General features: G+C 28.7%; 13 protein-coding genes and 1 other annotated feature. Of the genes, 9 read left to right on the plus strand and 4 right to left on the minus strand.

The features are described 5' to 3' along the window. Positions 1–96: 96 nt before the first annotated feature. Positions 97–331 (plus strand) — a binding site (T-box leader). Positions 332–505: 174 nt separating this feature from the next. The 5 genes from B3J31_RS04240 (at position 506) to B3J31_RS04260 (ending at position 4,672) form a co-directional block, all read left to right on the plus strand. Beyond that, positions 506–1,795, plus strand: a complete 1,290-nt coding sequence (locus B3J31_RS04240) for a dicarboxylate/amino acid:cation symporter (protein WP_346868351.1) — start codon at positions 506–508, stop codon at positions 1,793–1,795. Positions 1,796–2,063: 268 nt separating this feature from the next. Continuing rightward, positions 2,064–2,501: a LytTR family DNA-binding domain-containing protein gene (locus tag B3J31_RS04245; RefSeq protein WP_346868350.1), complete on the plus strand. Its 438-nt coding sequence runs from the start codon at positions 2,064–2,066 to the stop codon at positions 2,499–2,501. Between the two features lie 12 nt (positions 2,502–2,513). Further along, positions 2,514–2,960, plus strand: coding sequence for a DUF3021 family protein (locus tag B3J31_RS04250; RefSeq protein WP_150845763.1), 447 nt, complete (start codon positions 2,514–2,516; stop codon positions 2,958–2,960). Positions 2,961–2,970: 10 nt separating this feature from the next. Beyond that, positions 2,971–3,858 (plus strand): ABC transporter ATP-binding protein, encoded by an 888-nt coding sequence (locus B3J31_RS04255; protein ID WP_346868349.1) that lies wholly within the window; start codon positions 2,971–2,973, stop codon positions 3,856–3,858. A 1-nt stretch (position 3,859) separates the two neighbouring features. Next, a complete protein-coding gene (locus B3J31_RS04260) occupies positions 3,860–4,672 on the plus strand; it encodes an ABC transporter permease subunit (RefSeq protein ID WP_346868348.1) in 813 nt (270 codons plus the stop codon). A 124-nt stretch (positions 4,673–4,796) separates the two neighbouring features. Here B3J31_RS04260 and B3J31_RS04265 read toward each other — a convergent pair whose 3' ends face one another. Then, positions 4,797–6,740 (minus strand): NAD(P)/FAD-dependent oxidoreductase, encoded by a 1,944-nt coding sequence (locus B3J31_RS04265; RefSeq protein WP_346868347.1) that lies wholly within the window; start codon positions 6,738–6,740, stop codon positions 4,797–4,799. Positions 6,741–6,863: 123 nt separating this feature from the next. On the opposite strand from B3J31_RS04265, the gene B3J31_RS04270 reads away from it, so the two are divergent. Then, positions 6,864–8,096, plus strand: coding sequence for a PucR family transcriptional regulator (locus B3J31_RS04270; RefSeq protein ID WP_346868346.1), 1,233 nt, complete (start codon positions 6,864–6,866; stop codon positions 8,094–8,096). A gap of 108 nt (positions 8,097–8,204) precedes the next feature. Here the strand turns inward: B3J31_RS04270 and B3J31_RS04275 are convergent, their stop codons facing one another. Genes B3J31_RS04275 through B3J31_RS04285 form a run of 3 tightly spaced genes read right to left on the minus strand, consistent with a single transcriptional unit; the run spans position 8,205 to position 11,414 of the window. Continuing rightward, on the minus strand, positions 8,205–9,365 hold the full coding sequence (locus B3J31_RS04275; RefSeq protein WP_346868345.1) for an ABC transporter permease: 1,161 nt from the start codon (positions 9,363–9,365) through the stop codon (positions 8,205–8,207). Next, the gene (locus B3J31_RS04280) at positions 9,352–10,467 is read right to left on the minus strand and encodes an ABC transporter permease (RefSeq protein WP_346868344.1); all 1,116 of its coding nucleotides are present in this window, start codon (positions 10,465–10,467) and stop codon (positions 9,352–9,354) included. The genes B3J31_RS04275 and B3J31_RS04280 overlap by 14 nt, the downstream gene beginning before the upstream one ends. Before the next feature lie 14 nt (positions 10,468–10,481). Beyond that, complete coding sequence (locus B3J31_RS04285) at positions 10,482–11,414, minus strand: ATP-binding cassette domain-containing protein (RefSeq protein ID WP_207656788.1); 933 nt, start codon at positions 11,412–11,414, stop codon at positions 10,482–10,484. 153 nt (positions 11,415–11,567) lie between these two features. On the opposite strand from B3J31_RS04285, the gene B3J31_RS04290 reads away from it, so the two are divergent. The 3 genes from B3J31_RS04290 to B3J31_RS04300 all read left to right on the plus strand — a co-directional run bounded on the left by B3J31_RS04290 (position 11,568) and on the right by B3J31_RS04300 (position 13,989). Then, positions 11,568–12,641 (plus strand): sensor histidine kinase, encoded by a 1,074-nt coding sequence (locus B3J31_RS04290; RefSeq protein ID WP_346868343.1) that lies wholly within the window; start codon positions 11,568–11,570, stop codon positions 12,639–12,641. Next, positions 12,638–13,264, plus strand: a complete 627-nt coding sequence (locus tag B3J31_RS04295) for a response regulator (RefSeq protein WP_150845768.1) — start codon at positions 12,638–12,640, stop codon at positions 13,262–13,264. The genes B3J31_RS04290 and B3J31_RS04295 overlap by 4 nt, the downstream gene beginning before the upstream one ends. Before the next feature lie 125 nt (positions 13,265–13,389). Continuing rightward, positions 13,390–13,989, plus strand: coding sequence for a hypothetical protein (locus B3J31_RS04300; RefSeq protein ID WP_346868342.1), 600 nt, complete (start codon positions 13,390–13,392; stop codon positions 13,987–13,989). The last annotated feature ends 271 nt before the right edge of the window (positions 13,990–14,260 follow it).

A 14,260-nucleotide genomic window follows, 5' to 3' on the forward strand; every position in this document is an offset into this window, starting at 1 on the left:
ATTATCATAAATCGATCAGAGAAAAAATTTCATGAATAAAAGGTGTTGACTATTAAATTAAAATAGGATACTATGATAACAGTTAAATATGAATTTACAAATGCAACGAAAAGGGAAAGTAATTAGTATAAGTTATTACAGAGAGGGTTAATTTGCTGAGATAACCTATAATAAGTATTAGTGAAGTGCCCCTTGGAGCAGAAAAGCCGAAGCAAGTAGGTTTTTATGGGAACTCCCATTACAGAGTTAGGGTATGTAGTACCTAAAATGAGATAGATATTTTTATATCTAATAAGAGTGGAACCGCGGAAGTATACCTTCTGCCTCTGTATATTACAGGGGCAGAAGGTTTTTTGTTCTATAAGTTTATGGGTAAAATTAGTAGCTTATAGAATTTTGCTGGCCAGCAAAGAACAAATAAAATAAGGAAGCTCTACTAAAATGCTTATAAGTAAATTCAAAATTACTAAATAAAATAAAATAAAAAATAAAAGGAGATTTTAAAATGAATATAAATTTAATATTAGCAGTAATACTATCATTACTAGCAGTGTTTACCATATATGCAGTTGAAGAAAAGACTAATAAATTTACTTATACTACATTAACAGCACTGACTTTAGGAGTTATTTTAGGAGCAATATTTAAAGAAAACATTTTGTTTTTAGATATAGTTGGAAAAGGTTATATGTCTTTAATTAAAATGATAGTTGTACCTTTAGTTATGGTTTCACTAATTACAAGTATAGTTAGACTTAAGAATTTAGATACATTAAAATCTATAGGAATTAAAACGCTAGGAATTTTATTAGGAACTACAGGTATAGCAGCAGCTATAGGAATTGTAGTTGCTAAGGTATTTAACTTAGGACAAGGATTAACTTTTCCGGGAGCAGAAGAATTTGTAGCTAGAGAAATACCTACATTTACTCAAGTACTAGTGGACATGCTACCATCAAATCCAATAGCATCTATAGTAGATAATAGAATAATTCCCATAGTTATATTCTCACTATTTGTAGCGATAGCTTTAGTTACAGAAGATAATATAAATCCAACTAAAGCGAAACCTTTTAAAGATTTTGTGTTATCAGCTCATACTATAGTATCGAGAATAACTCAAATTGTATTAAAATTTATACCTTATGGAGTTTTTGCTTTAATTGCAAAGGCTGTAGCAAGCAACGGATTAGAGACTATTAAATCCTTAATATGGGTTATTGCGGCAGTTTATATAGCAGCTATACTTCAGTTTATAGTGGTTTATACTCCACTTATCGCCTTTGTAACGAAGAAAAATCCTTTAAAATTCTTCAAGGGAATCTTCCCAGCTCAAACAATGGCTTTTACAAGTCAAAGTAGCTATGGAACACTACCAGTAACTATAAAATCTTTAGTTGAAGGAGCTGGAGTATCTGAAAATATTGCTAGCTTTGTAGCACCTCTTGGATCAACTATAGGAATGAATGCTTGTGGAGGATTGTATCCAGCTATAGTAGCTATATTTGTTGCTAACGTATTTAACGTGGATATGACAATTTACTCATACGCTTTAATAGTCTTAACTACTATAGTATCATCAATAGGTATTGCAGGAGTTCCAGGTTCAGCAACTATGTCTACAACAGTAGTATTAGCAACATTAGGATTACCCATAGAAGGTATGGCAATGATAATTGCCGTTGATTCTATAATTGATATGATGAGAACAGCAACTAATGTTACAGGCTCTGCAGTTGCAGCTTTAGTAGTAGATGAAACAGAAAAGAGAAAAGCTGCCAAGAAGAACAAATAATAAATGAATATATTATAACAATATTTAAATACATTTTAACAGTGAGTTAAATTCTGAAAACAAATAATAATAAATTCAAAATAACTTCATCCTAAAGATAATTAGCTTTAGGATGAAGTTTTTTATATGCAACTTAGGATAGGATTTATGCAGCTTAGAAGGATATGATTGTCTTAATAAATTTTAAAGAATATACTTAAACTATAGATTATAGATAATTTGAATTTTTTAAATGGTTAAAGAAATTGAATAGAAAGGAAGGCGTTAAATGAAGATTATAATAAATGAAGTTAAAGATATTGAAGATGTAGAAATAGTAATTAACTGCAAAACAATAGATGAAAATGTGACAAGAATTATATCTAAACTTAAAGCCTTAGAAGAAAAAATAACAGGGAATAAGGATGGAAAGATATTTATTCTAGATACAAATGAGATATTTTACTTTGAGTCAGTTGATAAGAAAACCTTTATTTATATGGATAAGGAGGTTTTTCAGACACATTTAAGACTCTATGAATTAGAAGAAAGACTTAAAAATACAGATTTTTTTAGAGCTTCTAAATCTACTATTATAAATCTGCGGAAGGTAAAAAATATAGTCCCTATGTTTGGAGGACGAATAGAGATACTTCTAGATAATGATGAAAAATTAGTAGTTTCAAGACAGTATGTACCTATTTTAAAAAATAAATTAGATTTATAGGAGGAGTATTGTATGAAAGAATTTTTTAAGAACACATTAGAAATAAAGATAATAACATGTATGTTCTTTACATCTCAGGTTGTTATTTATACTCTTATTGCTCCTTTTTTAGGAGAAAAAAGTATTCATTTAAGTTTAATATGGCAGATGATATTTATATCTATAATTTTAACTCTTCTCCAATATATTATATATGCATCTAATATATTTATGAAGGTAAAGACTTGGATTAAGATAATTATTCATTATTTGTTGCTTGTTTTTATAGGTTATATATTAGCTATAATCTTTAATTGGTTTGACTTAAGTAGCGGTAATAATTTTACTATTGCATTAAGTATATTTACTGTATGTTTTATTTCCTTTACTGGGTCTATTGCATTATATAATAAGGTTTCAGGAGAAAGATTTAATGAAAAATTGAAACTGTATAAAAGTTCAAAATTTGATGATAAATAGGGGGATAGTAATGAATATAATTGAAACTAACAAATTAACAAAGAGTTATGGAAAAAATCGAGGAATAGTAGATGTGAACTTGCAGGTTAAAGAAGGAGAAATTTTTGGATTTGTAGGTCCAAATGGAGCAGGAAAATCTACTACTATTAGAACTCTTTTAAATTTTAATTTTCCGACTTCTGGGTATGGAACAATTCTTGGAAAGGATATAGTTAAAGAAAGTAGTGAAATAAAAAAGTATATTGGGTATGTACCTAGTGAAGTAAAGTTTTATGATGAATCGAAGGTTAAAGATATTATAAGATATGCTGAGAGTTTTTACGAAAATACTAATAAGGAAGATACTGATGAACTATGCAAAGAACTAGAGGTAGAGTTAGAGAAAAAAATGAGTGAATTGAGTCTTGGAAACAAGAAAAAGGTAGCTATAGTACAAGCGCTTATTCATAATCCTAAGCTTTTAATTCTTGATGAACCTACTAATGGACTAGATCCACTTATACAAAAAAAACTTTTCAATATACTAGAAAAACAGAGAGCTAAGGGAACTACAATATTCTTATCTTCTCATAATTTAGTTGAAGTTGAAAATCTATGTGATAGAGTTGCAGTAATAAAAGATGGAAAGATTATTGATGTAATTGAAATAGATAAGCTTGCTAGAAAAATAGGAGTAAAAATTACCTTAAAAGCTGAGGGGATAGATAACAAGAAGGTTGAAGAGTTTAAGGGAGAGGTTATAGAAAATAATAAAGGTGAAATAACTTTTAGTTTTATAGGAGATATTGATGAATTAATTAAAGAAATTGCTAAGTTTAATGTGGAGAAGTTACTTATAGGTGAGCATACTTTAGAGGATACATTTATGGATTATTATAAGAGAGAAGGGGAGAATTAGGATGAATATATTCAAGTTTGAATTTAGAAGACTATTAAAATCTGCTATTATTTGGTCTGTAGTATGTGTAGTACTAGTAATAATGTTTATGGCATTATTCCCTAGCATGAAGGATAGTGGAATGCAGGAAATTGTTGCTACAAAATTAGATGCTTTGCCACCTGCACTATTAGAGGCTTTTAATCTCGAAGATGCTGTAGATTTTGGAAACATTTCAGATTATTTAGCCTATGCAATTCAATATATATCTATGGCAGCTGGAATATATGGAATAATTCTTGGAATATCTGCTTTAGTAAAAGAAGAAAGTGAAGGTACCATTGAGTTTTTATATTCTAAGCCAATTACGAGAAATAAAATAGTAACTTCAAAATTAATTTCCTCAGCAATTATATTTTACCTATTTATTGTTATAGTTGGAGTTGTAACTATGGGAATTTCTATGGCTGTAAAGCCAGAAGAGGTTGAAACTATGACACTATTAATGGATATAAAAACTTTATTTATAGGAATGGCTTTTCTCGGATATATATTTATGGCCATAGGATTTTTATTATCGGTTATAATAAAATCTAGCAAACAAGGGACATCCATTGCACTAGGAGTATTCTTTACAACTTATATATTTGGAATTATAGGTAAGATGAAAGATGAACTAGAAGGATTTTTATATTTATCACCCTTTGATTATGTAGTTCCAGCCAAACTGTTAAATAATGGGTTTGAAGTGAAATATGTACTTTTAGGATTAGGAATAATTGCTATATCTATTGTAACTACTTATGTTATTTATAATAAAAAGGATTTAGCCTAATAAAATATAATAACTCAATAAAATAAAGTGTGGAACTGCTATAATTAAGCTGCTTCACACTTTATTTATAATTTTATTAAGGAGTATATTTTAAATTTACTGTAGCCGCCATCTATAAATAAATTTATTCTAGGAAATAAGCTTTTTCAAATCCTGCCTTTGTAGCTTGACCTATTCTACCAGGCTTTTCAGCATCGCCAATAACAGTAATTTTATTATTAAAGGCAGTTTTTAGGATGGATATAAAATCTTTATCTGCCTTAACACCAAGGGATAGTACCACATTATCCATTGTGATGGTTTCCATAGTTTTAGTTTTCATATTTTCTACTAGAATTTCTTTATCTTTAATTTCAGTAAGCTTCATATTAGGATACATAACCACATCATATTTTTTAAGTCTAGTAGTAACATCTATTAGATTTGGAAGATATGCATCAGGTCCAATTTTATCTGCCATCTCAATTACGGTGACTTTATTTCCAACATGAGCAAGGTATTCAGCGGTTTCAAGCCCAGTCATACCAGAACCTACCACCACTACATGTTTATTAGATAAAGTTATATTTTTATTTAAGATATCCATAACATTACATACATTTCCTATGTTTGCTCCAGGAAGGTTTGGAATTATTGGATTAGCACCAATAGCTACAAATATATGATATGGATTTAAAGTTTGAAGATCTTCAATTGATGGAGTTGTATTAAGTTTAACTTCAACATTTAATCTCTTCATTTCATTTCTAAGATAATCTAGATACCAATCTAATTTTTCTTTAAGAGGAGGAGTGCTTCCAGGTACAACACTTCCACCTAGGACTTTTGATTTTTCAAAAATTGTAGGTTTAAAACCTCTTAGAGATAGTGTTCTTGCAGCCTCCATTCCAGCAGGTCCACCACCTAGAATTGCTACAACACGATTATTACCATCAGTCTTTAGATTATTAAACTCTAGTTCTCTACCCATTCTAGGATTAACAGCACATTTTATAGTTTTGCAGTCCATAAGTTCTTGAATGCAGTATAAGCAAGAAATACAAGGTCTAATTTCAGATTCTCTTCCTTCAAAGGCTTTTTTTCCCCATTCAGCATCAGCTAATTGACCTCTACCAATAGCTACAAAGTCTAAGTTATTTGACTTTAAAAGACTTTCTGCAAAATCAGGTTTTCTTATAACATCACAGGCTATGACAGGAATATTAACCACTTCTTTAATGGCTGCAGAAAGGTGTTTCTTCCATCCTTGAGGATAAGATATAGGCTCTATAATTGTGTTTACACTTTCATAGGTACCTGCACTTACATTTATAGCATTTATGCCTAAATTCTCTAAGTATTTAGCTGCCATAGCGGCATCCTCTAGAGTGAATCCACCAGGTACAAATTCGTCCCCGTCAATTCTCACAGAGATAGGAAAATCTTTGCCACAAGTTTTCTTTATACCTAGAATTATTTCAGTAATAAATTTCATACGTCCTTCAAAGTTTCCACCATATTTATCAGTTCTAAGGTTTGTAAGTGGACTCATAAATTGTCCAATTAAATATCCATGAGCACCATGAAGCTCAACACCATCTATACCAGCAGATTTGGCAATATAAGCTCCAAAAACGAATTTTTCAACTAAACCTTCAACCTCTTCTGTAGAAAGTTCTCTAGGCATTTCTCCTATGGCAGATGACATTATTGGGCTTGGAGCAGTTATTTGTTTTCCACCAATTATGTTCCCATGGCTTTCTCTACCAGGATGATGAAGTTGTAAGAATATTTTAGTATCATACCTATGAACTGCATTAGCAAGCCTTTCCAGTCTAGGAATATGCTTTAAGTCCATTGCACAAAGTTGGTTTGGAGTACCAATACCACTTTCATCATCAACTCTAGTAATTTCAGTAATTATAAGTCCACAACCACCTTTAGCTCTCTCCTCATAATATCTAATGATTTCATCAGATGCTTCACCAGTAAAGCTAGCCAAAGAAGTCCCCATAGCAGGCATAACGATTCTGTTTTTAATTTCTAATTTACCTATTTGTCCTTTAGAAAAAATAGCTTCATATTTCATTAATTAATCACCTCTAAGTTAAGTATATTAGATTGTTAAAAAATATATAATGTATATGGTAGTCAAATATAATTGACATTATTGTGCACAGTGCACTATAATTTAATTAAGGGGTGTGATGATATGAGTATATCAGAGATTGAACATTATACATCTGTTTTATTTGATTCTTATTTATCTAATAAAGGTCTTAATAATATAGTTAAAGTTGCTTCAGAAATGTTGAAGAATCCAGTTGTGGTAATAAATTTCAGTTATAAAATATTAGCTCACTCGGATGAAGAGAAAGTTAATGATGAAATTTGGAGAGGTAATATAAAACAAGGGTTTTGTTCCTATGAATTTATAACATCAGTAAGAAATCTTTCAAGTGTCCAACAAGGGTTAGAGAAAGATGAGGTTTATGAGGTAGAATGTCCAGAGAGTCCTAACAAAAAACTAATATGTAAGATTAAAGTTAATAATAAGCATGTCGGGAATATAATATTACTTCAGTGCGAAAATGAATTTTCATCTTATGATGAAAAACTATTGTCAATAACAAGTAGAGTTATTGGGGAAGAAATGAAGAAAAGTGATATGTATAGAAATACAAATAATACTTTATATGATGAATTAATTTATGATATTCTTGATAATAACTTAACTAAAAGAGAGTTAAAAAAAAGACTACAAGCTTCTGAAGTTCAATTCTCTAAGGAAATTTATGTTTTAGTTTTTGATATATCAAATTATGATTCAAAGGGAAAATCCTTTAGCTACCTTCATGATATGTTTCAGTCTTTTTTTTATGTAGATAATTCGGTGTATTATAATAACAATATTATATTCATATGGGATAAGAATATTGAAGATATGAGTAATGAGTATAAAAATAAAATGGATAAATTTTTAAAGGATAGTTGCATAAGATTAGGATTTAGCAAAGTGTTTCATGACATTTTAGATTGTAAAAAGTATTATGAACAAGGGGTAAAGGCTTTGAATATAGGTAAACTAGTTTACCCAGAGGCTCTAAGCATAAGCTACGATAGTATACTTATATATGAACTTATTGATTCAAATCCTAAGATGTCTTTTGAAGATTTTAAAAATACAACTCTAGAGAAACTAAAAGCCTATGATTATGAAAAAAACACAGATTTATATAAAACTTTATTGGTATATTTAAAAAATAATAAGAGTATACAACATTCAGCGGAAGAACTATTTATTCATAGAAATACTATGAGAATTAGATTACAAAAAATATTTGAATTAACTGATGTTAATTTTAATAGTGTGGAGGAAATTTTCAATATATATTTAGCCTATAAAGTTAATGAATTTGTTAATAAAAGTAATGGTGCATTTTAAGTAAAGTAAGTTTTAGTTACTATTTTGGAAGGAATATAAATATGATATTTAAAATTATATATATAAATACCTAGCACTATAATTAAAGAGCTAGGTATTTATTTTCATTTAATATTTAGTTCTTCTTTGTTTCATGATAACTAAACCTACTCCTAAGAAAGCTACTGAAAAAGCTAACATTATTAACATTTCAAATAGGAGTGGAGTGAGAGTATCCATATTAAATGTTGATAGGGCGTTAAGTTTATCATTTATATTTATAAACCAATATACTGGATTAAATATAGCAGTACTTTTTACTGTTTCGCTGAGAAGTTGTTGAGGAACAAAGGCTCCTCCTAAGAAGCAACAACCTAAAGACACAAGGTTAGAAATTGGGCCTATGGAATTTTTAGTAGATATATTGCTAATTAAAAAGCTAAGGCATAAACACGTTATTGTAAAGATTAGAGAATTTATACCATGTAACACTCCACTAAAAGAAAACATGTCTTTAGGATACATTACTATTGCTAGTGCCATGAATATAGTCCAAGTAGATAATGCTAAAACCATATCTCCTAAAAATATCTGCATGTTGAAGTTATAGGAATTAATAGGTGAGCATAAATTTCTCCTTTTTAAGTCTGGAGAATTGAAAATATTTGATACTATAGATATTCCAAGTATTAACATACATAGCATAGGATAAGCTAAATAGTTAAAGTAATAGGTAACGCTACTTTTAGTATCTTCTTTATTATCCTTTGCTAAAGTAACTTCTGTATCTATAGATAAATCTTTATTTACTAGATCACTTATTTTTTCAAAGTTTAAGTTCTTAGTATTATCAATGTAAACTTTGGTTGTGTTAAGATAATTATTTATCATTGATTTTATAAAAATACTACTGGAAGAGTTAGGTATACTTTGAGTTTCTAAAGTATAGGAATTATCTTGAAGAAAACTATCTTCAAATCCTTTTGGGATGGTGATTACAATTTCTGCTTCTCTAAAAAATAATGCATCTCTTATTCCTTCATCAGTAGTTTTAATTTTTACCAATTTAGAATTTTCTTCAATGTATGCTTCTAAATTATTTGAAAGAGGAGAATTATCATTATTTAAAACTGCGACTTTACATTTTTCAGTTTCAAAAGAGGTTGAATCTGTAGAATTCCCAACATTACTAAAAATAATTGTCATAAATATAAATATAGCCATATAAAGCAGTAAAGAGGAAAGGGCACTTTTTTTTACTATTCTAAAATACTGTTTAAATACTTGCATACTTTTGCCTCCTTAAAACTAGATAAGTAATTATTGAGAATATAACTCCATACAAGGATAGAAGACCTAGATTAAGAAAATATCTATCAAAGGTACTATAATAGTATAATGAATAAAATCCGTCAGTAATTAAGTTAACAGGATTTATATAAGATAAGATAGGAAATTTATCTTGAATGAAGTATTTAATCTGAACTGCCATCATTCCAGACAAAAAAGAGCAGACCATTGTAAATGCCAGTAAAATTCCTTCCTTTACGCTAGCTTTTTTATTAATTAAAGAACTTACCATGGCACCCAAAGTTATTCCATTAAAGCAGCCTACAAAGCAAAGTAAAATTACATAACCTATGGAGTTACCAAAGTCTATTTTTAAAATTTGAGAAATATATAGTATAACTATTAGAACTGTTGAAAAATAAAATAATAAAGTAGCACTTATAGCAGCTAAAAAGGTTTTTATTTTATTCACAGGAGCTATATTAATTCTTGCTGCTCTTTGAGATTGATTTCCTTGGATGTTTATAACATCAGTACAACCAGGGGTTGAACCTAGAATACAAGTCATAGCTAAAAGGGTATAGAAATAAATTACAACTACGTTTGTAGAGCTATTCAATTCTTTATCTTTTGTGTAGTTACTATAAAGATCAATATTACTCATAAAATCTTCATTCATAATACTTGGGTTTATGGATACTAAATTTGATATGGTGGAATACTTTTGACTATAACTATCTACAAAGGCTTTTATTATGGACTCGTTAATACCAGACTTTGCAACAGTTATTTCAATATTATTTACAAAGGATATATACCCTGAAATTTTACCTTTAGAAAGTAATTCTTTCGCACTATTCTCATCAGTACTTTCTATATTAAATAAATCACTTTCCTTCATAGCTGTAGAAAAGCTTTCAGGTATATTACTATTACTTACAAGAGCAATATTAACTTTCTCAAACTCTTCACCGGTGAGTATATTTGAAAAGGCTAAATTGAAAATGGTAGCTAATGCAATTGGAAATAATAAGGTCCAAAAGACACTTAATTTATCTCTAAAACGACATTTAAGTTGATACTTAAAAATATGCCAAAACATTCTATATTCCTCCTTTAATCTCTAAGCTCTTTACCTGTAATTTCCAAGAATACATCATTTAAGGTAGGTTGCTCTGAGTAAATTTTCCCATAACTTATTTTATTATCTCCAATATAACTAACAATGTCCCCAAGAGAACTATGTCCACTTTTTGTTCTAATATTTAGTAAATTATTTTTATAGCCTACTGATATAACATTAGGGAGAGCATTTATATTTTTTATATGATTTTCATTTAAATCAAAGGCCTCAATAGTTATTTTCTCACCTAAATCAATAATTGACTTTAGTTCTTCCTTTGTGCCCTTAGCAATGACTTTACCCTTGTCCATAATAGCGATTGAAGTACAAAGCTGTTCAATTTCTTCCATGTAGTGTGAGGTATATATAATTGTGGCTCCTTCGGCATTTAATTTTTTTATTCCCTCTAAAATGTGATTTCTACTCTGAGGGTCAACAGCTACCGTTGGCTCGTCTAAAATGATTAGTTTTGGATTATGAGCTATACCACAAGCAATGTTTAATCTTCTAAGAAGTCCTCCACTTAATTTTTTAGGAATAAATTTTTTGTAATCTGAAAGACCAACAAAATCAATGGCCCTCTCCACAAGTACTTTTCGTTCCTTCTTATTTGTTACATATAATCCACAGAAATAATCAATATTTTCATACACTGTTAATTCATCAAAGACGGCCACATTCTGCATGACGATTCCAATATCTTTTTTTACTTTATAATTTGTTGGAGTCATTTCCTCTCCTAGGATTTCAATAGTTCCCTTATCATATTTAAGCAGAGATAGCATACAGTTTATGGTAGTAGTTTTACCAGAACCATTTGGACCTAAAAGACCAAATATTTCACCTTTTTTAATATCCAAATTTAAGTGATCTAAAGCAATTAGTTCACCATATCTTTTTACTAGGTTTTCTATTTTTACAATCATAGTTAATACTCCTTACTTTATTTAGTTTATACTTATAGTTTATTAGAGAATCTCTTTGTAGGTAAGTGCTATTTGTCATTAATATTACATTACATTTGTCACATTAAGAAATTTGTATATGTTATTATAGATATATAAAGTGAGGGAGTATAGATGAATAATATATTAAATAAAATTATTTTGCTTATAGGTTCGGCATTATTACTTATAGAAAATTATAGTATAGAAAAATCAATATTACCAATTTTAGTTACAGTGGCAATAACTTGTTTTCTAGAATATTTTAGCAAGGATAAATTAAATGTAATAGCATTAATAGTATATAGTATCCTTTGCATTGTATATCCTGAATTTCTCATGGGTATTCCTATAATATTTTATGATACTATTTTTTCAAAGTATAAATATATATGCATCTTAACTTTAATTCCGTACCTTATGAATATACATAAATATTCACATATTATTAGTATAATGATTCTTGGACTTCTTAGTACATCAGCAATATTAAAGTTTAATACTGTGAAATATGAAAAATTGCATGATAAATTTATAAAACAAAGAGATGATTTAACTGAGATATCTATAGTATTGGAAGAGAAGGTAAAGGAATTACAATATAAACAAGATTTTGAAGTGAATTTTGCAACTTTAAAGGAGAGAAATCGTATTTCAAGAGAAATTCATGATAATGTAGGACACCTTTTAACTAGCTCTATATTGCAAATTGGTGCTATTATGGCAATTACTAAAGAGGAGCAAACAAAAAGACTTCTAGAGGACATTAAATCTACCTTGGACCAAGGTATGGATTCTATTAGAAGTAGTATTCATAATTTACATGAAGATTCTATTGACTTATATGTACAACTTTCAAAGCTTATAAATGAATTTAAGTTTTGTAAGGCTACGTTACATTATGAGTTTTCTTCTAATCCAGATGTTAAGGTTAAATATGCTATTATTGCTATTGTAAAAGAGGCACTATCTAATATAATAAAGCATTCCAATGCCACTACAGTAACTGTAAGTTTATATGAACATCCAAAATTATATCAAGTTATTATTTTAGATGATGGAAGTAAAAAGAAGGCAAGTATAGATGGTGGAATGGGATTACAAAGCATTGAAAAGAGGGTAAATAGTTTAAATGGAATTGTAAATTTTGATAGTTCAAAAGGATTTAAAATATTTATTTCTATTATGAAGGGAGATGGGTTACTATGAGAATAATTATTATAGATGATGATAAGCTTATAGCAGCATCATTAAAGACAATTATAGAGACATCAAGGGATATAAAGGTTATATCCCTTGGATATAGCGGTGAAGAAGCTATAGAGCTGTATAATAAGTATGCTCCAGATATATTACTTATGGATATTCGCATGGGAGGAATGTCAGGGTTAGAGGCTGCACAAAAAATTTTAAAATCTCATAATGAGGGGAAAATATTATTTCTAACTACCTTTGAGGATGAGGAATATATTATAACCGCATTAAAAGTTGGTGCTAAGGGATATATTTTAAAACAACATTTTGAAAGCATAGTACCTGCTTTAAAGGCAGTAGAACTTGGACAAAGTGTTTTTGGACAAGAAATTATATCTAAAATTCCTACCATGTTAAATAGTACTGAAAATAAAAAAGATATATCAAAGTATGATTTAATTGATAGAGACATTGAAATAATCACTTTAGTTTCTAAAGGACTTTCCAATAAAGAAATATCAGCAAAATTATTTTTGAGTGAAGGTACAATAAGAAACTATATAAGTAGTATTTTAGAAAAATTAAATCTTAGAGATAGAACCCAACTTGCAATATTTTATTTTAACAATATAAAGTAAAGCATTTTTGTATTTAACTTTTGTATGTTGGAGAAAGAAAAGAAATAATAGGAAAACCAATATAAGAATAATAACTGTGTATATGCTTATACTATAATCATAAAAATGTGCACAGGAGGTTTATTATGAAAAGAATAGCGCTTTTAATTGCAACAATAGCATTAACCACAGGACTTGTAGGATGTACTAATAATGATACTGCAGGTAATACAGGAAATACGGGTAGTGAGGTTACTCAGAACCAAACTGAAAATGGAACAGCAAATAGTGAAAATACAACCTTAGATGGGAATGGAACTAATGATAGCGGAGTTTTAGGCATTAATGACAATAATAGTAATGACAATACACTCTTCGGTATTGATTTAACCAAAAATAATTATTCTAATGGTATATATCGTGGTTCATACATAGATGAGGATGAATTAACAGTTGAATTTACTCTAGCTAACAATCAAATTAAGGATATTAAATTTATAGCATTATCTAATAATGATGAGAATTATTTAGAAGATGGTAATTTCAAGAATGTGAGAAATCATTATGAAGCTTTGATAAACTATTTAAAGGATAAAGATATAAGACAAAGTCTTAATGATTTATATAACCCTTCTTCCATAGTTAAGGATATGGATCAAAAAGTTGAAGTAGGTAAGGTAACATCAGCTATACATGATGCTTTAAATAGAGGTGTATATTCTACTACTAATGGTACTAATAAATAATATATATAAGATTGGTAATAAAAATAAACTGTCTCAAAATGAATCACTAAACTTTATATTAAGGTTTAGCTTATTTTGAGATAGTTTTTTAGTTTAATGATATTAAGATGCTATTTATACAGAAATAGAGTAACATTGAAATTCTATATACATATAATATATTAACAGAATAAAATTAAGGATAAAAAATTATTCGAAAAGTACAGGTGATACTAAATATATAAACAAAGGAAGTACTGTAATTAAAACAAAATATATTAGTGTATGAGGT

This window comes from Clostridium sp. UBA5988 (genome assembly GCF_002435615.1).
Classification (GTDB): Bacteria; Bacillota; Clostridia; order Clostridiales; family Clostridiaceae; genus Clostridium_J; species Clostridium_J sulfidigenes.